Genomic DNA, 24,118 nt, shown 5'->3' on the forward strand with positions numbered 1-24,118 from the left:
CGATACTCAGAGGGGAACCAAGCTAGGGGAATTGAACATGCGTAAAGATCTTGCAGAACTGATTGGTAACACGCCCCTGATCCGCCTTAAGGGCCCTAGCGAAGCGACGGGCTGTGAAATCCTTGGCAAGGCTGAGTTCATGAACCCCGGCCAGTCGGTCAAAGATCGCGCCGCGCTGTTCATTATTCGCGATGCCGTTGCACGCGGTTTGCTGCGCCCCGGCGGCACGATTGTTGAAGGTACCGCAGGGAACACCGGGATCGGTCTTGCCTTGGTTGGTGCGTCGATGGGTTTTCGGACCGTTATCGTGATTCCGGAAACGCAGAGCCAAGAAAAGAAAGACATGATCCGCTTGGCCGGCGCGGAACTGGTTCAGGTGCCAGCCAAGCCGTACAGAGACCCCAACAACTATATCAAATACTCCGCCCGTTTGGCCGAACGCCTGATTCAGTCCGAACCGAACGGCGCGATCTGGGCCAACCAGTTTGATAATGTTGCCAACCGTCAGGCCCACATCGAAACCACCGGCCCCGAGATTTGGGAGCAAACCGGCGGCAAAGTCGATGGGTTTATCTGCGCGGTCGGTTCTGGTGGTACCTTGGCAGGCGTTGCGATGGCGCTTCAGCCCAAAGGCGTGAAGATCGGCCTGGCAGACCCCGACGGTGCGACGCTGTACAACTATTATAAAACCGGTGAGCACAAGGCCGAAGGCAGCTCCATCACCGAAGGGATCGGGCAGGGGCGTATCACTGCGAACCTTGAAGGGTTCACGCCTGACATGTCTTACCGCATCCCAGATGCCGAAGCATTGCCCGTGGTATTTGACCTGCTGGCGGACGAAGGGCTGTGCCTTGGCGGTTCGTCTGGCATCAACGTCGCGGGCGCAATGCAGATGGCGCGCGAAATGGGGCCGGGCCACACGATCGTCACCGTGTTGTGTGACTACGGGACGCGCTATCAGTCCAAACTCTTCAATCCAGCGTTCCTGAAGGAAAAGGGGCTGCCTGTCCCAAGCTGGCTGGATAACGAGGCGCGCGCACTGCCAGAGGTATTCGAACCGTGAAAAAACTTCATCGCTTATTGGCAGCCGTCTTCTTCTCTCTGACGCTGCCAGTAGCGCCGGTGGTGGCTCAGAGCACGAGCACGACGGCGACCGAAGCGGTGCAAGAAGCTCCTAACTATACTGCGTGGCAAGAGGTTGCCGAGCAGACAGAGGACGCCATCGGTTCGGGCGCTGCCACGAACAGCGCGCTAGAGAAGGCCCGCGAAGAGATTGCAGCCTGGCGTAGTCGGTTCTTGGATGCGCAATCGCTTAATCAAACGCGTATCGAAACGCTGGGCGGTCAGATTGCTGCCCTAGGTGCCGCCCCGGAAGAGGGAGCCACGGAACCGCAAGAGATCGCCGATCGACGCGCCGCATTGAATAGCCAGCTGAAGCAGTTGCAGGCGCCTGTGCTAAGCGCCGAAGAGGCATACCGCCGCGCAGATGGCTTGATCCGAGAAATCGATACGATCATTCGTGATCGCCAAGCGGATGAGCTTTTGCAGCTTGGCCCATCGCCCATCAACCCGACCCATTGGTCAACGGGCATTACGGCGATTTCCGGGACGTTCAGCGGCGTCGCACAAGAGGTCGCGACATCGTGGAACAGCGAAGAAGGCCGCGCAAACCTGCGTGAAGATCTTCCTGCTGTGTTGTTTTACTTGGCGGTTGCGCTTGTCCTGATTTTGCGCGGACGACGCTGGATGGAAAAGAACACGATCCGCTATGCCGAAAGCACGTCTTTGCGGGCGCGGGGTGCCTTTATTTTCCTGATTTCGCTGGGGCAAATCGTGCTGCCTTACATCGGGTTGGTCGCACTTCTGAAAGCGCTGAATTCCACCGGTTTGCTGGGCGAGCGTGGGACGCAGCTTTCAGCGTTGATTCCGACCGTTGGCTTGGTCATCTTGTCTGCGCGCTGGCTGGGCGGGCGGATTTTCCCCAAGGCCAACGTTCAGTCCCGTCTGTTTAATCTGTCGCGCCAGCGCACTGCCGAAGCGCGCTGGAATGCCGCCGGGCTTGGCGTGGTTGTCGGTATGGCTGGGCTGTTGGATCGGATGTCTTCGTTCGAAGACTACGCACCCGCCGCGCAGGCAACGCTTGGCTTTCCAATATTGGTTATTGGCGCCGTTCTTATGTTCCGCCTTGCGCGGCTATTGATGAACCATGTTCAGGCAGACGCCGCCGATGGGCACGAGGGGCTGTATCGGAACCGATTGATCGTCTTGATCGCCCGTGCGTCGATGGTGACGGCCGTTCTGGGGCCGGTTTTGGCAGCGATTGGGTATGAACGGGCCGCTGGCTTTTTCACCTATCCAAGTATCGCGACATTGGCGTTGTTCGGGCTTTTGGCCGTTCTACAGCGGCTGGTCGCCGATATTTACGCGATGGTCACTGGCGACAGTGAAAGCGCGCGCGATGCGCTTATTCCGGTGTTGATTGGCTTTATGCTGTTGCTGATGGCGCTTCCGGTGCTTGCGCTGATTTGGGGCGCGCGCGTTGCTGACCTGACCGAGATTTGGACGAAGTTCACCGAAGGTTTCTCGATCGGGGAAACCCGCATTTCGCCCAGTGACTTCCTGACTTTCGTTATGATTTTTGTGTTCGGCTATATGCTGACACGCTTGTTGCAAGGGGCGCTTCGTTCGTCTGTTTTACCGAAGACCAAGATCGATACTGGCGGGCAAAATGCCATCGTTTCGGGAACGGGTTACATCGGTATTTTCCTTGCCGCGATCATCGCGATCACATCGGCGGGCATTGACCTAAGCTCGCTTGCGATTGTCGCTGGTGCGCTTTCGGTCGGTATCGGCTTTGGTCTGCAAAACATTGTTTCAAACTTCGTTTCGGGGATCATCCTGCTGATCGAAAGACCCGTAAGCGAAGGGGACTGGATCGAAGTCGGCGGCGTCATGGGGACGGTGCGTGATATCTCAGTACGCTCAACACGTGTTGAAACGTTTGACCGCACGGATGTTATTGTCCCGAACTCTGATCTGATTTCGGGCATGGTAACCAACTGGACGCGCTCTAACCTAACGGGGCGGATTATTGTTCCGGTAGGGGTCGCCTATGGGACCGATACCAAGCGGGTTGAAAAGATCCTGCGTGACATCGCCGAGGCGCATCCGCTGGTTATCATTAATCCGCCGCCGCAGGTTCTGTTCCGGGGTTTTGGTGCCGATTCTCTGGATTTCGAAATCCGTGCAATTTTGCGCGACGTGACACTTGGTGTCCCAACACAGTCCGAGATCAATCACGAAATCGCGCGGCGGTTTGCCGAAGAGAAAATCGAAATTCCGTTCGCTCAGCGTGACATCTGGCTGCGCAACCCCGAAGCTTTGGGTGGGGCAGTTCCGTCGGCCGAATAGTATTCGCTTGAATGGGGGCGGGCCTTGCGTCGTTGGAGCGGCGGCAAAGGGCATGCGGTGTTCAAACGGGGCGCATTTGTTCCGCAGAAAACCGGCTGGTTTCTTGTTCCGCTGAAACTAGTTATGGCTCTGACGCATTTTCGGTAACTTCCTGCTTGAACGTTCCAGATTGGGCTGTATAACACGCCCTCACCGGAGAGGTGGCCGAGTGGTCGAAGGCGCACGCCTGGAAAGTGTGTAGGCGGGAGACCGTCTCCAGGGTTCGAATCCCTGTCTCTCCGCCATATACCCAACAAGCTGTACAAAGATGACCGTTTGGCGGGTGTTTGGCGTGTCTTCGCGACAAAAGACGATGGATCGAACCAGTCTGGATTGCCGGACGCACCTCACAGAAATCTGCGACCCATCTGCCACCTTGCTGGCCCCAAGGCATTCACGACATGTTTCGCCATAGGTTCGCGTTTGGTTTTGCGCGATAGTGAAAATCTGAGCACGGGGGCAGAGGGGGACAAGGCGATGAAGCAGATAGGCACGTTCGATTACATTGTCGTCGGTGCGGGCTCTGCTGGGTGCGTCCTTGCCAACCGATTGAGCGAGGATCCCACCAAACGCGTTCTGTTGTTAGAGGCTGGCGGCAAGGACAACTATCACTGGATCCACATTCCCGTCGGCTACCTTTATTGCATCGGGAACCCGCGTACGGATTGGGGGTTCAAAACGGCACCAGAAAAGGGGTTGGCAGGGCGTTCACTGATCTATCCGCGGGGGCGGGTGCTGGGGGGATGTTCGTCGATCAACGGCATGCTGTATCTGCGCGGGCAGGCGGCGGATTATGATATGTGGCGCCAGCTTGGAAACACCGGCTGGGGCTGGGATGATGTACTGCCGTATTTTGCGAAGTCTGAAGATTACTATGGCGGAAAAGACGACCTGCACGGGGCAGGCGGCGAATGGCGCGTCGAAGAACAGCGCCTAAGCTGGGACATTCTGGATGCGTTCAAAGCGGCCTGTGTTGCCGCGGGCATTCCCGAGACGGATGACTTTAACCGCGGCGATAATTTCGGCGTCGGCTATTTCAAGGTCAATCAGCGCAACGGCTGGCGGTGGAGCACGTCAAAAGGGTTCCTGCGCCCCGCGCGAAATCGGCAAAACCTGACAGTCCTGACACATGCGCAGGCTGAGCGATTGTTGTTCGATGGGAAGCGGGCAACCGGGGTGCAATTTCGCCTAAAAGGACAACCCGCCCAAGCACACGCGGCAGCAGAGGTGATTTTGTCGTCGGGGGCGATTGGCTCTCCTCAATTGATGCAGCTGTCTGGGATCGGGCCGGGTGGGTTGCTGCAAGAACACGGGATTGATGTGCTACACGAAGCATCGGGTGTGGGGGCAAACCTTCAAGATCACCTGCAAATCCGATGCGCATATAAGGTGCAGGGCGCAAAAACGCTGAACACGATGGCGAACAGTTTGTGGGGGAAGGGCATGATCGGGTTGGAATATCTGCTTAAACGCTCTGGCCCGATGTCGATGGCACCCAGCCAGTTGGGCGCCTTTGCGTGCTCATCCGAAGCGGTGGAAACGCCCGACCTTGAATATCACGTTCAGCCGCTGTCGCTGGAGGCCTTCGGCCAAGCCCCCCATGACTTTCCGGCAATCACCGCAAGTGTCTGCCATTTGCGCCCGGAAAGCCGGGGCCATGTCAGGATCACCTCGTCTGATCCAAACGCGCATCCAGAAATCCAGCCGAACTATCTGTCGACAGAGGGGGACAAGGCCGTTGCCGCACGGGCCATTCGCCTGACACGGCGGATCATGGAGCAGACACCGCTGGCGCAATATCACCCTGAGGAGTTCAAGCCCGGGCCGCAGTATCAAACCGATGCCGAACTGGTGGATGGGGCGGGGCAGGTGGCCAGCACAATCTTCCACCCTGTGGGGACCGCGCGGATGGGGGGCGATGAAGCCTCCGTTGTGGACCCTCAGCTGCGCGTACGGGGCGTTCAGGGGCTGCGTGTGGTCGATGCGTCGGTCATGCCCCGGATCACTTCTGGCAACACGAATTCGCCGACCATCATGATTGCTGAAAAGGCGGCGGACCTTATCCGTCAGGCTGCCAAAGGGCAGTAGGGCATCTTGGACTTCGATTTATGAAAGAAGGCTGCTAGGCTGCGCGCCGATGAGCAGAGGTTGCTGACGTGAAGAATAACAAACGCTTGGACGATGCAGCGCGCGCCGCGTGGCACTATTACATAGCTGGAAACACGCAGGATGAGATTGCTGCGGTTCTTGGCGTTTCGCGCCAGTCCGCGCAACGGTTGGTGTCGCAGGCGATGTCGGCGGGGTTGGTAAAGGTGCGCATCGATCATCCGATGGCGAACTGCATGGACCTTGCATCGAAGCTTAAGCAACAATTCGGCCTGAAATATTGCGAGGTGGTTCCGACGGATCCGAATTCGGCCTCGACAACGCTGGGTGTGGCCGAAGCCACGGCCGATGTGTTGGAAGATTGGCTATCACGAGAAGAGCCTGTGGTCATCGCCTTGGGGACGGGGCGGGCGCTTCGGGCGGCTGTTCAGCAGATGGGGCACATGGAATGTGACCAGCACAAGATCGTTTCACTGACCGGGAACATCTCGCCCGACGGCAGTACGGCCTATTATAACGTTTTGTTCTCGATCGGTGAAAAGGTAACCGCGCGAACGTTTCCGTTGCCAATGCCGGTCGTCGCGGCCTCTCCGGAGGAACGCGATATGCTGATGGCGCAAAAGACCATCCGCCAGACGCTTGATTTGGTGAAAACTGCGGATGTTGCAATCGTTGGTATCGGTGAGATGACCGATGGCGCGCCGCTTTTCAAAGATGGCTTTATTTCGAAACAGGATTTGGCCGAAATGCGTGCGGCTGGTGCAGTTGGGGAAATCGTTGGCTGGGCCTTCGATAAGAACGGCGACTTGATTGATGGACTCACCAACAGTCGCGTTGCCAGTCCCCCACTTTTGGACGTTGATTCTACGCTGGTGATCGGTTCTGCGATGGGGCAGGCAAAGCTTGAAGGCATTCGTGGCGCCATAAAGGGGCACCTTATCAACGGATTGCTTACCGATGAAAAAACCGCAGAAGCACTGCTTAAATAACTGATATAATGAAAATCTAGCTGGGCCCAGCCGTCGTGCTTTCTGCAGTGCGGCGTATGATGTTGTTGACTTTCATTTCAGAAAGCGAACAATTACCCACGAGCTTAGCAATTGCTCAAGTCTATGGGAGGACATAATGAAAAGTTCTATCCGCGTCCTGATGGGCGCCTGCGCTGTTAGCGCAATCGCTTCGTCGGCGTTTGCTGATACAATCACCATCGCAACTGTGAACAACGGCGACATGATCCGCATGCAGGGTCTGACCGAAGATTTCACCGCGAAAACCGGCCACGAAGTAGAGTGGGTTACACTGGAAGAAAACGTTCTTCGTCAGCGTGTTACCACCGACATTTCGACCAAAGGCGGTGCTTTCGACGTCATGACGATCGGTATGTACGAAACGCCGATCTGGGGCAAAAACGGATGGTTGGTATCGCTTGACGACCTGCCAGCTGAATACAATGCCGATGACATTCTGCCCGCTATGCGCGGCGGCCTGTCCTACGACGGCACCATGTATGCTGCGCCGTTCTATGGCGAAAGCTCCATGATCATGTACCGCACCGACCTGATGGAGAAGGCCGGTCTGGAAATGCCAGATGCACCTACTTGGGAATTCGTTGCGGACGCAGCCCGCAAGATGACCGACAAGGAAAACGAAGTATACGGCATCTGTCTGCGTGGTAAGGCAGGCTGGGGCGAGAACATGGCGTTCTTGACCGCAACATCCAACGCTTTCGGCGCACGCTGGTTCGACGAAAACTGGAAGCCTCAGTTCGACAGCCCACAGTGGAAAGAAACACTGACTTTCTATCTGGACCTGATGAACGAAGCAGGCCCTCCCGGTGCGTCTACAAACGGTTTCAACGAAAACCTGTCGCTGTTCCAACAGGGCAAATGCGGCATGTGGATCGACGCAACTGTTGCGGCGTCCTTCGTGACCAACCCAGACGATTCCACCGTAGCTGACAAAGTTGGTTTCGCACTTGCACCTGACACAGGTCTTGGCAAGCGCGGCAACTGGCTGTGGGCTTGGGCGCTGGCAATTCCTGCAGGTACGCAGAACGAAGCCGCCGCGAAAGAGTTCATTCAGTGGGCAACTTCGACCGACTACATCGAACTGGTTGCTGAAAACGAAGGTTGGGCCAACGTTCCTCCGGGTGCGCGTATCTCGCTCTATGAGAACGAGAACTACAAGGACATCCCATTTGCAAAGATGACCTTGGAAAGCATCCTGTCGGCTGATCCGAACAACCCAACGGTTGATCCGGTTCCATACGTCGGCGTTCAGTTCGCAGCGATCCCTGAATTCGCTGGTATCGCAACTGAAGTTGGTCAGGAATTCTCGGCCGCTCTTGCTGGTCAGCAGACTGCCGAAGAAGCTCTTGCCAAGGCGCAAGCTCTGACTTCGGATGCTATGGAAGCCGCAGGCTACTAAGCATCCTCCCGAGGGAGGGCGGCCTCGTTGCCGCCCTCCGCTTTCGTTTTAGAAAATCCCGAACGGACATACGAGGCGGTATAAAACCGTCAACAGAGGAGATGTGTCGATGGCGACGCAACATTCCCGATCCGCCGCACGACTGATGATGGCACCGGCTGTTATCCTGTTGCTGGGCTGGATGCTGGTCCCGCTTTCAATGACTGTATTGTTTTCGTTCAAAAAGTACCTGCCAATGCGCGGCGGGGACCTTGGCTGGGTAGGCTTTGACAACTACGTTCGGTTCGTCAGCTCCAGCGCGTTTTGGCCCAGTGTACAGGCCACGCTTTTGATTGTTGGTGGTGTGCTTCTTATCACCGTTGTGTTGGGTGTTGTGCTGGCGCTTTTGCTTGATCAGCCGATGTGGGGGCAGGGCATTGTTCGTATCCTTGTGATCGCGCCCTTCTTTGTAATGCCAACCGTTTCTGCGCTGGTCTGGAAGAACATGTTCATGGACCCGGTGAACGGGCTTCTGGCACATGTCTGGAAATTCTTTGGTGCAGCACCGGTTGAGTGGCTAAGCCAAGCCTCGATGCAATCGATCATCTTGATCGTCAGCTGGCAGTGGCTTCCTTTCGCGACCCTGATCTTGTTGACGGCTGTACAGTCGTTGGACAGCGAGCAGTTGGAAGCGGCCGAAATGGATGGCGCGCCAGTGTTCAAGCGGTTCTGGTACATCATTCTGCCACATCTGGCCCGTGCGATTACGGTTGTCGTGTTGATCCAAACGATCTTCCTGCTGTCGATCTTCGCAGAAATCTTTGTCACCACCCAAGGGTCGTTCGGCACCAAAACGCTGACCTATTTGATCTTCCAGCGCGTGTTGGAAAGTCAGAACGTGGGGCTTGGTTCTGCCGGTGGCGTATATGCAATCATCCTTGCCAACATCGTTGCGATCTTCTTGATGCGCATCGTTGGTAAGAACCTGGACGCGTGAGGAGAAACTGATATGGCCCGCGCTGTAACCAACCAACGCAAAACGATTAACACCATCCTCGCATGGGCGGTCGGTTTGCTGATCTTCTTTCCGATCCTTTGGACAATCCTGACCAGCTTTAAAACCGAAGCTCAGGCAATCTCGGACCCACCTGTTTTCTTGTTCTTCGACTGGACGCTGGAAAACTATGCCGTTGTTCAGGAACGCTCTAACTATATGCGTTTCCTGTGGAACTCGGTTCTTATCGCTGGTGGTTCTACCCTGTTGGGTGTCATCATCGCGGTGCCTGCGGCATGGTCGATGGCGTTTGTTCCAAGCAAGCGGACAAAAGACATCCTGCTTTGGATGCTTTCGACCAAGATGTTGCCAGCGGTGGGTGTGCTTTACCCCATCTACCTGATCTTCATTAAGTTCGGCATTCTGGATTCTCGTATCGGTCTGATCATCGTGCTGATGTTGATCAACCTGCCGATCATCATTTGGATGCTCTACACCTACTTCAAGGAAATTCCGGGCGAGATCCTGGAAGCCGCCCGGATGGATGGTGCCACCTTGAAAGAGGAGATCCTGTATGTGCTGACGCCGATGGCCATTCCGGGCATTGCGTCGACCATCCTGCTGAACTTCATTCTTGCGTGGAACGAAGCATTCTGGACGCTGAACCTAACGGCGGCAAAAGCTGCACCGTTGACAGCATTCATTGCCAGCTATTCCAGCCCCGAAGGGCTCTTCTACGCGAAACTGTCTGCCGCCTCGACGATGGCAATTGCACCGATCTTGATTTTGGGCTGGTTCAGCCAAAAACAACTGGTGCGTGGCCTGACCTTCGGCGCCGTCAAATAAGGTATAAAAAGATGGGTAGCATTACACTTAGCAAAGTCACCAAATCCTTCGGCGAGGCGCAAGTCATCCCGCCGCTGGATCTGGAAATCAACGATGGTGAGTTCGTTGTCTTCGTCGGCCCGTCGGGCTGTGGTAAATCCACGCTGCTGCGCCTGATCGCGGGGCTGGAGGACGTGAGCTCGGGCGAGATTTCGATTGATGGGGTTGATGCAACGTCGCTTGCCCCGGCAAAGCGAAAGCTGGCGATGGTGTTCCAGTCCTATGCGCTTTATCCGCATATGTCGGTGAAAAAGAACATCGCATTCCCGCTTAAAATGGCGGGGATGGATCCGGCAGAACAGGAAAAGCGGATCGCGAATGCGGCCAAGGTTCTGAACCTGACCGACTATATCGATCGTCGGCCTGGCCAGCTTTCGGGTGGTCAGCGTCAGCGGGTCGCCATTGGCCGCGCAATCGTTCGTGAGCCTGAGGCGTTCTTGTTCGACGAACCGCTGTCTAACCTTGATGCGGCGCTGCGTGTGAACATGCGTGCCGAAATCTCGGAGCTGCACCAACAGCTTGCGACAACGATGATTTACGTGACGCACGATCAGGTGGAAGCCATGACAATGGCCGACAAGATCGTCGTGCTGCGTGCTGGTCATATCGAACAGGTCGGCAGCCCGCTGGAACTGTATGAGCGGCCAAGAAACCTGTTTGTTGCAGGGTTCATCGGATCGCCCAAAATGAACCTGATCAGTGGCGCCGAAGCCGCCAAACATGACGCCGCCACCATTGGCATCCGTCCAGAGCATATCACGCTATCCAAGGAAAGCGGGACATGGGCCGGTAAGGTCGGCTTGGCCGAACATCTTGGCTCTGACACGTTCTCGCGGATCCATTCGGATGAACTGGGTGAAATCACGGTGCGCACCATCGGCGATTTCGCGATCAAGCATGGCGACACCGTTTACATGACCCCTGACATGTCCAAGCTGCATCGCTTTGATGCTGATGGGCTTGCCATTCGATAAGCCATCGCGCCGGCCATCCTTCGCGGTGGCCGCGCCTTGCACGGCATGGATGACATGGCCGTTCTAAGCGCCTCTGAGGAGGCTGAATATATCGCTGCTTAACCTGATGTCGGGAATGACACAGGGACAAGCATAGGGCCGAATGGCCCTGACCTATGGAGCATACTGTAAATGCCAACGCGCCTTTGTATCGAAAACCTAAAGGATCTTCCTGACGATGTTTCGGTACCCGCTTATGACCGGGCCCAGCTTAGTGCGGGCATTTTGCATTTTGGGGTCGGCAACTTTCACCGGGCCCATCAGGCTGTGTATCTGGACGCGCTGTTCAATAAGGGCCTTGGGCGTGACTGGGCGTTGGTTGGCGCGGGTGTAATGCCGGGCGATGCCAAAGCGCGCGATGTTCTGGCCGCTCAGGACTATCTGACGACTGTTGTCGAACAGGAAGCTGGCGCAAGCACTGCGCGTGTCACCGGGCCGATGATCGATTTCGTCGAACCCGGCGATGCGCAGGCCATCATCGCACGTCTGGCAGACCCTGAAATTCGGATCGCATCGCTGACCATTACCGAGGGCGGGTATTTCATTGACCCAGCGACCGATAAGTTTGATCCCGGCCATCCGCAGATCGTTGCGGACGCCGCATCGCCGGATACGCCGAAAACGGTGTTCGGCATCCTTGTGGCCGGACTAAGCGCGCGCCGCGCAGCGGGGCAGGAACCGTTCACGATCATGTCTTGCGACAACATCCCACACAACGGGGTGGTCGCACGCAACACGGTTGTGGGGCTGGCCCGTTTGGTGGACCCGGAATTGGCAGACTGGATTTCGGCCAATGTCGCGTTTCCGAATGGGATGGTTGACCGCATCACCCCCGCCACTAGCGACCGCGAGCGGTCGATCCTTGAACAGGACTTTGGCGTTCAAGACGGCTGGCCGGTGTTTTGCGAAAACTTCACGCAGTGGGTGCTGGAAGACAACTTTACCTGCGGCCGTCCACCGTTAGAGGAAGTCGGGGTTCAGTTCGTACCCGATGTTTCGCCATACGAGTTGATGAAAATCCGCATCCTGAATGGTGGTCACGCGATCATCGCTTACCCAGCAGGCCTGATGGATATTCACTTCGTTCACGAAGCGATGGAGCATCCTTTAATCCGCGCCTTCCTTGAAAAGGTAGAGCGGGAAGAGGTTATCCCGTCCGTGCCACCTGTGCCCGACACTGACCTTGGTGAATACTATCAATTGATCGAAACCCGCTTTGCCAACCCAAAGATTGGCGACACGGTGCGCCGCTTGTGCCTTGATGGTTCAAACCGTCAGCCAAAGTTCATCGTGCCCACGATTACTGACAGGCTTGCTGCCGGTGGGTCGGTTGATGGGTTGGCGTTGGAAAGCGCGCTTTGGTGCCGATACTGCTTTGGCACAACCGATAGCGGGGCTCAGATCGCGCCGAATGATCCCAGCTGGGACCGTCTGAAAACCGTCGCACAGGCCGCGAAAGATAACCCTGCTGAATGGCTCGCCATGGAGGATATCTATGGCGATACCGGGCGTAACCCGAATTTCGTCGACGCGTTTACAAAGGCGCTAAACGCCCTTTGGAAAGATGGTACCGCCGCCGTTTTGACCCGTTACTTGGACGCAGGTTAGGGCTGTATGGGGTCAGGGTTGATCATATTCGACTGCGATGGCGTCCTTGTTGACAGCGAGCCGATTTCGGTCGCGGTTCTGGTCGAGGTGCTGGCCGAAGCCGGATGTGATTTGCCGCTGGATCAGGCGTATGGCAAGTTTCTTGGCCGTTCGATGGCAACGATCGGGAAATTGCTGAAAGACGAATTCGGCCTGTCGATCACGTCAGAACATCTAAGCGAAATCCGTCGCCGCCTTTACGAACGGTTTCGGGGCGAACTTCGCCCCATACCGGGATTGGCCGATGTGGTGCATATGATGGATCGACCGGTTTGTGTCGCATCATCCAGTCAGCCAGAGCGTATTCGCCTATCGCTTGAGGTGACGGGGCTTTTGCAGTTGTTTGAACCTCATATTTTCAGTGCAACAATGGTGGAAAAGGGCAAGCCTGAGCCGGATTTGTTCCTTTATGCCGCACAGAAAATGGGGGTCGATCCACGTCACTGCACAGTGATCGAAGACAGCGCTGCGGGTATCCGTGCCGCCAAAGCAGCAAACATGCGGGTCATTGCCTTCACGGGGGGATCGCACGCTGGACCCGCCGATTTGGACGGAACTGCGCGCGCCCTCTCGCCGGACGCTATCATTGGTGATATGCGTAACTTGCCCGAGGTATTGGGTAAAATCGGCTGACCGAGGGACTCCCGAATGGGGCAATTGATCTGTGCGGTGGATGTCGGGACGGCGAGCGCCCGAGCGGGGGTATTTACCGCCGAAGGACAGCTTGTTTCGCGTGCTGTTCACCCGATCCTGATTTCGCAAAATGGCGACAACGAAGCTGAACATGATTCAAACGACATTTGGCAGGCCGTGTGCCGCGTGGTGCGTGGCGCCTGTGACGAAGCAGGCGTTGATAAGCAACAGATAGGCGCGCTGGCGCTTGATGGCACATGTTCGTTGGTTTTGGTCGGACAGGGGCGTTCGGTTTCTCTTTCGGCGCCTGGGTTTGATACGATTTCGTGGTTTGATCACCGAGCCGTATCCGAGGCAGAGGTTTGCACCAAAACTGGCCACTCCGTTCTGGAGCATATCGGTGGCACGATGTCTCCGGAAATGCAGTGCCCCAAGTTGCTGTGGGTTAAACGAAAACGTCCGGATATCTGGGAAAACCTTGGCGGTGCCTATGATCTTGCCGATTATCTGACGTGGCGCGCGACGGGGCAGAATGACCGCTCGCAATGCACGCTGACCGCAAAGTGGACGTATCTTGCCCACGCTGGTGGATGGCAGCGCGATTTCCTTTCGGCCATCGGGATGGAGGATTTGCTTGAAAAGGCGGCCCTTCCAGAAACGGCGCGGCCCGTTGGTTCCGCGATCGGTCGGTTAACCGCCACCGCGGCAAAAGAGCTTGGCCTGACGCAAGATTGCGTCGTTGGCACCGGAACCATTGATGCGTTTGCTGGCGGGATCGGCGTTTTGGGGAAATGCACCCCAGAAGAGCGTGACGGAAGCCTTGCGATGATTGCGGGCACGTCCAGTTGTGTGATGGGGTTTGCCCCTGAAAGCCGTAAGATTGCCGGGATTTGGGGGCCTTATCTGGGTGCGATCCTACCGGGCGTCTGGGTGAACGAAGGCGGGCAATCCGCCACAGGCGCGCTGCTTGATTTCGTGTTGAATTCGTTCGGTGAAGTGGTTGGCAGCGCGGCACATGAAAAGGTGCTGGCCCATCTTGCCGAGTTGTTGGAAGAACACGGCCCCGGCTTTGCGCGTGACCTGAATATCCTACCAGATTTCAACGGAAACCGGTCTCCTTTTGCTGACCCGACTGCACGCGGCGTGATCAGCGGGCTAACGCTGGATACCTCTTTCGAAGCGCAGTGCAGGGTCTATTGGCGCGCGGCGGTTGGGCTTGGGCTTGGGACGCGGCAGATTTTGGCGCGACTTGCGGAGGGGGGATATTCCCCCAAACGCCTTCATATCGCCGGTGGGCATGCGAAAAGTCAGTTGCTGACCCAGCTTTACGCGGATGCGACGGGTTGCATCGTCGAAGTCAGTTCCGCGCCGGATGCGGTGTTGCTGGGTGCTGCGATGATCGGGGCAACGGCCGCCGGTATTCACCCGTCGCTGGAACAGGCCGCAGCCGCAATGGCGCAAGAAACGACAATCCGTTTTCCAAGACCAGAACATCAGCTGGTACATGAAAAAGATTTCGCCGTTTTTGAAAAGATGCAGGCACAGCGCGCGGAACTGAACGCGCTGATAGAGGAGTAGACGATGTATATTGGATTGGACCTGGGGACTTCGGGTATCCGCGCGTTGTTGATGGACGCGGATCAGCGGATCATCGGGTCGGCCGAGGCTGACCTGACAGTCTCGCGTCCGCATCCCGGTTGGTCAGAGCAGGAGCCCGCCGATTGGATCCGCGCGGCAGAGACTGCGATGGCAGAGCTCCGCTCGCTTCACCCAGATGAGGTCGCCGCCGTAAAGGGCATCGGGCTATCCGGCCAGATGCACGGCGCGACGTTGTTGGATGCAGATGATCAGGTTTTGCGCCCGTGTATCCTGTGGAATGACACGCGCAGCCATGAAGAGGCCGCAGCCTTGGATGCTGATCCTAGGTTTCGCCAGATTTCCGGCAACATCGTGTTTCCGGGCTTTACCGCGCCCAAGCTGGTTTGGGTCGCCAAGAACGAACCCGAGACATTCAAAAAGGTCCGTAAGGTTCTGTTGCCAAAGGATTACCTTCGTCTTTGGTTGACGGGTGAACATGTGGCTGAAATGTCCGATGCGGCTGGAACCAGTTGGCTGGACACCGGTGCGCGCAAATGGTCGCCGGAGTTGCTGGACGCAAGCGGGATGAGCATCGATCAGATGCCGCGCCTTGTTGAAGGTTCCGACGTGTCTGGGCAGCTTCGCCCTGATCTGGCGCAGGAATGGGGCATGGGGTCGGTTGTCGTTGCCGGTGGCGCAGGCGACAACGCGGCGTCGGCGATTGGCGCGGGTACGATTTCCGCCGGCACTGGCTTTGTGTCGTTGGGAACCTCGGGCGTTTTGTTCGCGGCAAACGATCAATACCTGCCAAACCCAGAAAGCGCCGTGCACGCGTTTTGCCATGCACTGCCGGGGCGGTGGCACCAAATGGGCGTGATCTTAACAGCCGCATCCGCGCTGAACTGGTTCGCCGGTATCGTAGGAAGTACGCCAGCGGCACTGTCAGACGCCTTGGGTGACACGCTTATTGCGCCGTCCGGCGCGACGTTCCTTCCGTACCTATCGGGCGAGCGGACCCCACATAACGATGCAGCCGTCCGGGGTAGTTTCGCCGGATTGGCGCATGAAACGGATCGCGACGCGATGGCGCGCGCGGTGATGGAGGGGGTCGCCTTCGCGCTTCGCGACAATCTGGAAGCGCTTCATGCGGCGGGCACAGATTTGCAATCGATCATGGCGATTGGTGGCGGGTCGCGGTCGCACTATTGGCTGAAGGTCATCGCCACAGCGCTTAACCTGCACATTGATATCCCGGCCGAAGGTGATTTTGGCGCTGCGTTTGGTGCCGCGCGATTGGGTCTTTTGGCACATACTGGTGCTGATCCAGTGGCCGTTTGTCACGCGCCCAAGATCGATGGCGTGATTGAACCCGAACTTGCATTGCGCGATGCTTTTGACGCGGCTTATGACAGGTATCGCAGCCTTTATGTTCGCGGATAACATGCGGAAATAAAATAAAAACGCTGCGCAGGGTGACCCGCGCGGCGTTTCTTTTTATTGGGCCTAATTTACCCTACGAAGGCTTTTTCAACCACGTATTCGGCGGGCTCAGAATTCGCGCCTTCGTTCAGGCCAAAGCCCTCAAGGATCTCCATGATGTCCTTGTTGAAGTCGAGCGAACCACAAACCATACCGCGGTCAACCGCTGGGTCCATTGCGGGCAAGCCAAGGTCAGTGAACACTTTGCCAGAGCGCAGGTTGTCAGTGATGCGGCCCATGAATGGGCTCTCTTCGCGCGTCGTGGTGGGGTAGTATTTCAGCTTGTCACCAACCAGTTCACCGATCAGTGGATCGTTGGGCAGGCTTTCGACCAGCTCACGACCATAGTCCAGCTCTGCCACGTCACGGCAGGTATGCATCATGATGACTTCGTCGTAACGCTCGTACGTGTCGGGGTCGCGCATCAGGCTGGCGAAAGGGGCGATGCCAGTGCCGGTGGCGAACAGCCATAGACGTTTACCGGGCAGCAATGCGTCCAGAACCAGCGTACCCACGGGCTTGGGGCGCAGGATGATTTCATCACCCGGCTGGATGTGCTGAAGCTTCGATGTCAGCGGGCCGTCTTGCACCTTGATGGAGTAAAACTCCAACTCTTCGTCCCATGAAGGGGAGGCAATGGAATAGGCGCGCAGCAATGGCTTTTGTTTTCCATTGGCGTCCGGGTCACCCATCAGGCCGATCATCACAAATTCACCCGAACGGAAGCGCAAGGATTGCGGGCGCGCCACGCGGAACGAAAACAAGCGGTCGGTCCAGTGCTTGACCGATGTAACGATCTGCGCGTCGGGAAGAGCTTTTACGGGTTTCGCTTTTTCGGGCGAAACAGCGGTGGAGTCATTCATAAATCGTATCCTCGAAAGTCGGTGCTGGGCGGATTAAACCGCGCCACGCAGGCGATTTTGATAATCGTGGTCTTGCCAGGTTGCGCGGGCTTTCCATTGGTCCCACGGCTGCCGTTCAGCAAGTTCCGGTGTGATTTCAACCTCTTCAAAGCCAGAGCGGCGGGCCATTGCGTACTGATCCGCAATAACATGCCCCTTGGCGCGAAGACGTCCGTTGAAGCCCATCAGGCGCAAACGACGGGCCAGCGTAAAGCCACGGCCATCTGCGAAGGATGGGAAATCGATGCGGATCATATCGATCCCGTCCAGCTTCCCGGCCAGTACCGCAGGATCGGCATCGGATGCCAGATCAATCGCCAAGGCGGGAGCATCGGAATTATCGGCCAGTTCGTCGGGCGTTGTATAGGCAAGGGTCCAGTCGTCTTGGCCAAAGCCCTGATCGGTTACGATGATGTTCATAGGCTCCTCCTTCAGGATGGGGCCGCGCACGACCTTGCCGTTGATAAAGTGAATTCCGCATTCTTCCTTGTCCTGATCGCGCCAGCGGCCAGAACGGGGATCTTCGCCAGGTGCAACGCGCGACGTACACGGCGCGCAACCGATCGAAGGATACCCCTTTGCCACCAGCGGGTGGCGGGGAAGGCGGTTGTTTATGATGTAATCTTGTACGTCGTCTGGTGTCCAATGGGCCAGCGGGTTGATCTTGATCCGGGTATCGCCCTCATTTTCAAAAAAGTCGAGCGTTGCGCGGGTTTTACCCTGAAAACGCTTACGGCCGGTGATCCACGCGTCAAAGTTTGACAGCGCGTTTTCCAGTGGGACCGTCTTGCGCAGATCACAGCACGCATCGGTGCTGGACTTGTGCAGCAGACCGTCGGGGTCATGCGCGGCCACGGCTTCGCGTGTTGCGCGGATCGTGCGCACATCGGTCAGGCCAAGGTGGGCTGCGACCTCTTGCTGATAGGTCAGCGTTTCTTCGAACAGCATCTGCGTGTCGATGAAAAGGATCGGTGTGGCCGGATTGATCACGGAAAGCATGTGCAACAACACCACCGATTCCGCACCGAAGGACGAAACCATCGCGATGCGCCCGACGGTATCATCCGTCAGGGCACGCTTTAGCACCGCCTGCGCGGCGTGGTTCAGATACCGTTCGTTCAGATCCGTCACCCGGTCGGCGACAGAAGCTGTGAATGGGTCAGGCTGCATGTTTTCGGCCTTTCTCGGCGTCGGGATACAGGGCGGCTTTGAAAGGGTCCGCCCCGAGGCGACGATAGGCGCTTAGGAAGGTTTCATCGCTGTTTTCACGCAGATCAAGGTAGGCAAGGATCAGACGCTCAATCGCCGGAACGATTTCAGTGTCAGAAAAGCCGGGACCTGCGCGTTGGCCAATGGCGAAGGTTTCAGTACCGTCACCGCCAAGCGTGATCTGATAGTTTTCAACGCCAGCGCGGTCCAGACCCAGAATGCCAATATGCCCCACGTGGTGGTGACCACAGGCGTTGATGCAGCCCGAGATTTTGATCTTTAGCGCGCCAATCTCATGCTCCAACTTCAGTTCGTCAAAGCGGGTGGCGATTTCTTGGGCAACCGGGATCGAGCGGGCCGTTGCCAGCGCGCAGTAATCCATGCCGGGGCAGGCGATGATGTCGGACACAAGCCCAACGTTTGCCGTTGCCAGATCAGCCGCCACAAGGCGGGCGTGGATCGCGGGCAGGTGCGATTTATGGACATGTGGTAGCACGATGTTCTGTTCGTGGCTGACACGCAGTTCGTCGTGGGAATATGCCTCGGCCAGATCTGCCATTTCGCGCATTTGCGCATCCGTCGCATCACCCGGCGTCGCGCCGTGTTTTTTCAACGAGATTGTCGCAATGGCATAGTCGCCGTTCTGATGTGCAACGGTATTCGTATCCACCCACGACCGGAACACAGGGTCCGCGTCATAGGCTGTGGTGAACGCATCGGTGGGCGCCTGAATATAGGTCGGCTTGGGGAAGGCAGGCTTAATCTCGGCCAGCATTTCCTGATCGATGCCGGAAAACGCCGCGCGGCGCACGGTGAATTCCTGTTCGACCAGATCGCGGATCGTCTCTAGGCCGTTTTCGTGAACGGTGATCTTGATGCGCGCCTTGTACTTGTTGTCGCGACGACCCAGCAGGTTATAGACGCTGACGATCGCCTCTAGGTACGGCAGCAGGTCCGCCTTGGGCAGGAATTCCCGCACGACCTTGCCTTCCATCGGGGTCCGGCCAAGGCCGCCACCGACGATAACCTCAAACCCGGTTTCACCCGCGTCATTACGCGCCATACGCAGACCGATATCGTGGGCTTTGACCACGGCGCGGTCATTCGGGCTGCCCGTGATGGCAATCTTGAACTTGCGCGGCAGGAACTGGAATTCCGGGTGGTCAGTGGACCACTGGCGGATCAGTTCAGCATAGGGGCGGGGGTCTTCAATCTCGTCCTCGGCGGCACCTGCGAACTGGTCCGAGGTGACGTTGCGGATTGTGTTGCCCGACGTTTGGATGGCGTGCATTTCCACATCAGCCAACGCGCTGAGCATATCTGGCACGTCGTTCAGTTTAGGCCAGTTGTACTGGATGTTCTGGCGCGTCGTGAAGTGGCCATACCCTTTGTCCCATTTCTGGGCGATATAGGCCAACTGGCGCATCTGGCGGCTGGACAGCGTGCCATAGGGCACCGCAACGCGCAGCATATAGGCGTGCAACTGCAGATACAGGCCGTTCATCAGGCGCAGAGGCTTAAACTCATCCTCGGTCAGGGAACCGTCGATACGGCGTTCCACCTGACCGCGGAACTGTGCCACACGTTCGCGAACGAATTTTTCGTCGAAATCCGAATACTTATACATGGCTCGCCGCTCCGTGCTTGCTGCTGGTGTAGTTGGATGGGCCGCTGACGCGGAATTCTTCGCGGAAATGGGTCGGCTCGGGGCCGTTTTCGCCAAGCTTGGCATCGGCCAGATAGGCGCCGACGATTTTCCCGGGCTGGCTTTCGGCCAGTTTCAGGCGCGCTTCGGCGTGGTCGGCATCTTCCAGATACTCGGCCTTGGCGATGTCGCGGGTCCATTCGCCATCGGCGGTCATCCAGATGGAATCCCCTTCAAGCAGGTCATTGGCGGTCACGACTTTGGGCGTGAATTTACGGCTCATAGGGCCAGCTCCTTGAGTTCCGAATTGGCTATTTGTGTTTGGGGGGCGCGCGGGGCTAGGCCCAGCAACATGACGGCAGGGCCATCAACGCCTTCGATCTTGTTCGGCAGGTCCGCCAGTGTCAGCGCATGAATGCGGCTGTCGGTGCGGGATACGTTTTCAACGACTGTGACGGGGGTCGCCGGGTCGGCACCGTGCATCAACAGACGCCCTTGGACAAAGCGCGCGCTGCGCTTGCCCATATAGATGGCGGCCACCTGACCAGAGGCGGCCAGCGCCTTCCAGTCATGTTCGGCAAAACCTTTGACATCGTGCCCGGTCAGGAACCGCACGGAAGAGTTGCGCAGCCGTTTGGTGAACGACTGACCAATCTGTGCCACCGCGGCCGAGGCCGAAGTGATGCCAGGAATGATCCGCCATTCGATATTGGCAGCGCTCAGGGCGTCCAGCTCTTCGTCCAGACGGCCGAAAACGGTGGGGTCACCGGATTTCAGACGCACAACCTGTGCGCCGGCTTTGGCGTGTTCCACCATCAGCGCATTAATGTCGTTTTGATGTGCGGACGGGCCGAAACCTTTTTTCCCAGCCTCAATAATCACAGCCTCGCGGCGAGCGAGTTCAAGGATTTGGGGCGAAACCAGTTGATCGTGGATAACCACATCGGCCTCGTGCAACGCGTTGCGGGCCTTCATGGTCAACAGGTCCGGATCCCCAGGGCCCGCTCCGACAAGATCAACATGGCCGGTTTTCTGAGCAATGCCTTGGTGCGCGGCCAACAGATCGTTCAACGCATCGGGCAGGGCGGCCTCGCCGTTGGCCTCAAACGCCTGAGGGCCGGTTTTTTCATAATAGTCGGCCCAAAACGCGCGGCGCTTGCGACCGTGAGGCAGCTTTTCTGCGAATGGACGGAAGGCTTTGCCAGCTTTTGCCAACAGGCCAAGTGTCTGTGGAAGGCGTTCTTCCAGACCTGCCTTGATGGACCGCGCCAGAACCGGGGCCGCGCCTTCGGTTCCGATGGCAATGGTGACCGGATCACGGTCCACGATGGCGGGGGTGATAAACGCGCTGTCTGCCAGATTGTCGACGATGTTCGTCAACACGCCAGCCTTAGCGCCGATCACCGCGATATGGGCATCGCGGGTTTCATCTTCGTGCGCGGCATAGAGGAGGGCGGCACCGCGGGCGTCCGCAAGCTGCAAGTCGCGTTGGATAAGGGCTAGTTGGCCTTGGTCGGCCCATTTGACAACATCGGGCGCAGCGTCCGTTGCGAAAACCTGAACCTCGGCCTCTGTCTTCAGAATCAGCCGCAGCTTCGCAACAGCAGCCTCACCACCGCCAGAGACGATGATACGGCGGCCTGCGACCGCAAGAAATATCGGGAAATGTTTCACGACGACCAACTCCGATGGGGTTGGTAGTAAAATAGGTTATCCCCCCGTCATGCCGCCAGATGCGCAGGGAAATAAGAAAAAGGTCAAAGCTGGAAAGCTGAGGGCGGAAATTTGTTTCGGTTTCCATCCCGATGGAAGGTTAGCTTTTCTGCCCAGATGCAGTTGGCGGGGTTTCATACCTATTTCGATGGATGAAAATCCGGCCTCCCGCAGCGAAAAACGGGCGGTTGAGGCCAGACTCAGTATTCAGAAAGGTCAATTTCACGCAGGGCGTTGATCTCTTCTTCCGAGAAATTCTCGATGCCTTGGGTCAACTCATGGACCTCATCGACGATCGCGTTCATCGCGTCGAGTTCTTCCTTGGAAAAGGGTGGGCCGTTGCGTGTGAAACCCGATATCGTACGCGAAGAAATCGGCCCCGTGGCATAGGTTACCCCATTGTTAAGGCCGAAAGATTTCGCTTTGGCCAGAACGCCAGCGTCATCGTCATCCATCAGGTCATCCCAAAGGACATACCCTGTGTTTTGCAGGCCCCACCGAACAACAGGATCGGAAAGCATAAGACCGTTTTCGCTGTAATAGTCATTCCAGGCCTGATCATACGTTTGAAAAAGCAGCGAAGGCCGCGTGTAACGGATATGAATCGCCAAAGCGAAACCCGTGTCGCAGTATTGCGCCAATTTTTTCAAAAGATTGGCCATTTTTCCAACCTTAGTCATTTCCATTGTCACCTTTCGCCAATAGGCTGCACGAAATTATAGGTTAACACTCGGAACACGAACTAAGTATATGGAGCAACCTTTCATAGAATGATCACAGCAACTATTTGGAGTCCATGAGTTTATTGTCGGACTATACCGAACAGCTTCTCTCGTTGGCGCCCTCAGGCTGCTATATCGGGCTACGTGTTGGGTTTTCTTTCCCTGCGGAAGAGCTGAACAAATTGCCGGATGATTGGGTCGAGTTTTATACAGCTAACGGCCTAGTGGTGCATGATCCCGTGATGAAATGGGTTTATGCAAACCATGGTTTTGTGCGTTGGAGCGAGATCGGCTTGGATGACCCGCGTGGTGTGCTGGAAAGCGCCGCGCGATTCGGCCTGCGCTATGGTGTCGTCGCAAGCATTACGGCCCCCGGAGAGCAGGGGAAGCGCAGCTATGGCAACTTTATGCGGTCTGATCGCGAGTTTCAGGTCGAAGAAATCGAAGCGCTGCATGATATCCTTCAGCGGCTGCACGATGCAGGGGCTCAGCAACTGGCGCTGACCAATGCCGAGATTGAGGCATTGACGCTTCAGTCGCAGGGCCTTCGGCTCAAGCAAATCGCGGGTGAGTTGGACATTTCGATAAGTGCGGTCAAAGCGCGGTTGGCGAATGCGAAGCGGAAATTGGGGGCCCAAACGCCATCTCACGCTGCTTCGATCGCTCGGACCCGCGGACTGCTTTGAAGTGTGATAAGATTACAAAAATGTGGGTGATAAATCCCCTTTGAGGGAATTCTTATGCATTTAGCACAACTTAAAGATTAGAAAAATTTATAATCTTGGCGCAAGGTACTCCTGCAAAAAGGAGATTCACCATGCACAACATCACTTTCGACTTTGCTGGCTTACATAAACACGGCACCGCATTTTACGACTTTCTGGCCCTTCGCAAAAAAGTCTTCGTGGACGAACTGAAGTGGGACATCCCGCACAATGACGAAGTCGAGATGGATCAGTACGACACGCCGGTCGCCAGCTATTCATTGGTGTTGAAGGACGGGAAGGTCGTCGGCGGCGCACGTGTAATGGCAACGACGGCAAGTTGGGGCGACCATACCTACATGTTGCGCGATGCCTTTTCTGGCAAGCTTCCCAAGATTCCAGCCGAAGTGATGTGCGAAGAAATAAACAGCCCGCTGGTCTGGGAATGCACGCGGCTTGTCATCTCAAGCGAACTGCGGACGCAGAAAGAACGGACAGAGTGCTTGCGCCAAATTGTGGATGGATTGGTTGAAATGGCTCAGCGCGCCGGGGCGTCTCAGCTTATTTGTTTGTCGTCGCTGGCGCTGATGCGCGCTTTGCGCCAAATCGGTTACGATGCAACCAGCATTGGTAAGTCTTACAAAAACGCTGATGACGGTCGTCGCTATGCCGTTCTAAGCATGCCAGCTTTGTATTCCTATCAAAAGCCGCAGCCAGTGTCGGAGCTTATCGAGTACCGAATGAGTGCCTGACCTAAGCATATTTGGTGCGGCCTTGATACCGCCGATCGTAACAAATTCCTCCTCGAGTTCGGCCGCCAATAGCGTCCGGCGCGAAATCAGTTTGTGTTTAGGCGATGCGTTCCGTTTTGGTATCGCGTCGCCAACTCCTCTTGTGTCTGTGTCTATTTTTGCTGCGAAAGATGTTCAGAATATGGTATGATGTTGTCCATTAAGTGGTTGTGTCTGCTTTGAAATCTAACTCTTCGGTTGAGCGGCCTGCAACGTGGTGGCGTTGCCTTTCGGATCTCAA

The 24,118-nt window shown here is 56.7% G+C and carries 20 protein-coding genes, 1 tRNA gene and 1 pseudogene; 15 read left to right on the top strand and 7 right to left on the bottom strand.

Annotation, left to right across the window (positions count from 1 at the left end; genetic code table 11):
- Positions 1–31: 31 nt before the first annotated feature.
- From COL8621_RS07030 to xylB, 13 genes are all read left to right on the top strand, one after another.
- Positions 32–1,063 (top strand): cysteine synthase A, encoded by a 1,032-nt coding sequence (locus COL8621_RS07030; RefSeq protein ID WP_093966543.1) that lies wholly within the window; start codon positions 32–34, stop codon positions 1,061–1,063.
- A gap of 62 nt (positions 1,064–1,125) precedes the next feature.
- Positions 1,126–3,411 carry a DUF3772 domain-containing protein gene (locus COL8621_RS07035; RefSeq protein ID WP_141137854.1) on the top strand — a complete coding sequence of 762 codons (2,286 nt, stop codon included), beginning with the start codon at positions 1,126–1,128 and terminating at the stop codon, positions 3,409–3,411.
- A 194-nt stretch (positions 3,412–3,605) separates the two neighbouring features.
- Positions 3,606–3,695 (top strand) — tRNA-Ser (locus COL8621_RS07040).
- Between the two features lie 232 nt (positions 3,696–3,927).
- The gene (locus COL8621_RS07045; RefSeq protein WP_093966966.1) at positions 3,928–5,538 is read left to right on the top strand and encodes a GMC family oxidoreductase; all 1,611 of its coding nucleotides are present in this window, start codon (positions 3,928–3,930) and stop codon (positions 5,536–5,538) included.
- A 68-nt stretch (positions 5,539–5,606) separates the two neighbouring features.
- Positions 5,607–6,545 carry a sugar-binding transcriptional regulator gene (locus tag COL8621_RS07050; RefSeq protein WP_093966545.1) on the top strand — a complete coding sequence of 313 codons (939 nt, stop codon included), beginning with the start codon at positions 5,607–5,609 and terminating at the stop codon, positions 6,543–6,545.
- 136 nt (positions 6,546–6,681) lie between these two features.
- Entirely contained in the window at positions 6,682–7,983 is a 1,302-nt protein-coding gene (locus COL8621_RS07055; protein WP_093966546.1) for an ABC transporter substrate-binding protein, read from the top strand.
- 109 nt (positions 7,984–8,092) lie between these two features.
- Entirely contained in the window at positions 8,093–8,959 is an 867-nt protein-coding gene (locus COL8621_RS07060; RefSeq protein WP_093966547.1) for a carbohydrate ABC transporter permease, read from the top strand.
- 12 nt (positions 8,960–8,971) lie between these two features.
- Positions 8,972–9,802, top strand: a complete 831-nt coding sequence (locus COL8621_RS07065) for a carbohydrate ABC transporter permease (protein WP_093966548.1) — start codon at positions 8,972–8,974, stop codon at positions 9,800–9,802.
- An 11-nt stretch (positions 9,803–9,813) separates the two neighbouring features.
- The gene (locus COL8621_RS07070) at positions 9,814–10,815 is read left to right on the top strand and encodes an ABC transporter ATP-binding protein (RefSeq protein WP_093966549.1); all 1,002 of its coding nucleotides are present in this window, start codon (positions 9,814–9,816) and stop codon (positions 10,813–10,815) included.
- Positions 10,816–10,986: 171 nt separating this feature from the next.
- Positions 10,987–12,462, top strand: coding sequence for a mannitol dehydrogenase family protein (locus COL8621_RS07075; RefSeq protein WP_093966550.1), 1,476 nt, complete (start codon positions 10,987–10,989; stop codon positions 12,460–12,462).
- 18 nt (positions 12,463–12,480) lie between these two features.
- Positions 12,481–13,134, top strand: coding sequence for an HAD family hydrolase (locus COL8621_RS07080; protein WP_235823761.1), 654 nt, complete (start codon positions 12,481–12,483; stop codon positions 13,132–13,134).
- Positions 13,135–13,149: 15 nt separating this feature from the next.
- Positions 13,150–14,712, top strand: coding sequence for an FGGY-family carbohydrate kinase (locus COL8621_RS07085; protein ID WP_093966552.1), 1,563 nt, complete (start codon positions 13,150–13,152; stop codon positions 14,710–14,712).
- A 3-nt stretch (positions 14,713–14,715) separates the two neighbouring features.
- Entirely contained in the window at positions 14,716–16,152 is a 1,437-nt protein-coding gene (gene xylB, locus COL8621_RS07090) for a xylulokinase (protein ID WP_093966553.1), read from the top strand.
- 68 nt (positions 16,153–16,220) lie between these two features.
- Here xylB and COL8621_RS07095 read toward each other — a convergent pair whose 3' ends face one another.
- The 7 genes and pseudogenes from COL8621_RS07095 to COL8621_RS07120 form a co-directional block, all read right to left on the bottom strand.
- Positions 16,221–17,054, bottom strand: coding sequence for a ferredoxin--NADP reductase (locus COL8621_RS07095; protein WP_093966554.1), 834 nt, complete (start codon positions 17,052–17,054; stop codon positions 16,221–16,223).
- Positions 17,055–17,087: 33 nt separating this feature from the next.
- On the bottom strand, positions 17,088–17,513 hold the full coding sequence (locus tag COL8621_RS19365; RefSeq protein WP_176438461.1) for a DUF934 domain-containing protein: 426 nt from the start codon (positions 17,511–17,513) through the stop codon (positions 17,088–17,090).
- A gap of 9 nt (positions 17,514–17,522) precedes the next feature.
- Positions 17,523–18,263: pseudogene (locus tag COL8621_RS19305) on the bottom strand (phosphoadenylyl-sulfate reductase); the annotation flags it as partial.
- On the bottom strand, positions 18,253–19,929 hold the full coding sequence (locus COL8621_RS07105; RefSeq protein WP_093966556.1) for a nitrite/sulfite reductase: 1,677 nt from the start codon (positions 19,927–19,929) through the stop codon (positions 18,253–18,255). The gene COL8621_RS07105 and the pseudogene COL8621_RS19305, both read right to left, overlap by 11 nt.
- Positions 19,922–20,230: a DUF2849 domain-containing protein gene (locus tag COL8621_RS07110; RefSeq protein WP_093966557.1), complete on the bottom strand. Its 309-nt coding sequence runs from the start codon at positions 20,228–20,230 to the stop codon at positions 19,922–19,924. Before COL8621_RS07110 ends, COL8621_RS07105 begins: the two co-directional genes overlap by 8 nt.
- On the bottom strand, positions 20,227–21,621 hold the full coding sequence (cysG, locus tag COL8621_RS07115) for a siroheme synthase CysG (protein WP_093966967.1): 1,395 nt from the start codon (positions 21,619–21,621) through the stop codon (positions 20,227–20,229). Before cysG ends, COL8621_RS07110 begins: the two co-directional genes overlap by 4 nt.
- Before the next feature lie 239 nt (positions 21,622–21,860).
- A complete protein-coding gene (locus COL8621_RS07120; RefSeq protein ID WP_176438445.1) occupies positions 21,861–22,322 on the bottom strand; it encodes an autoinducer binding domain-containing protein in 462 nt (153 codons plus the stop codon).
- A 134-nt stretch (positions 22,323–22,456) separates the two neighbouring features.
- Between COL8621_RS07120 and COL8621_RS07125 the strand changes: the two genes are divergently transcribed.
- Both COL8621_RS07125 and COL8621_RS07130 read left to right on the top strand, forming a co-directional pair.
- Positions 22,457–23,068 (top strand): helix-turn-helix transcriptional regulator, encoded by a 612-nt coding sequence (locus tag COL8621_RS07125; RefSeq protein WP_093966559.1) that lies wholly within the window; start codon positions 22,457–22,459, stop codon positions 23,066–23,068.
- 131 nt (positions 23,069–23,199) lie between these two features.
- Positions 23,200–23,838: an acyl-homoserine-lactone synthase gene (locus COL8621_RS07130; RefSeq protein WP_093966560.1), complete on the top strand. Its 639-nt coding sequence runs from the start codon at positions 23,200–23,202 to the stop codon at positions 23,836–23,838.
- Positions 23,839–24,118 lie beyond the last annotated feature (280 nt).

Origin of the sequence: Actibacterium lipolyticum (assembly GCF_900184935.1) — a bacterium.
GTDB classification, from domain to species: Bacteria; Pseudomonadota; Alphaproteobacteria; order Rhodobacterales; family Rhodobacteraceae; genus Actibacterium_A; species Actibacterium_A lipolyticum.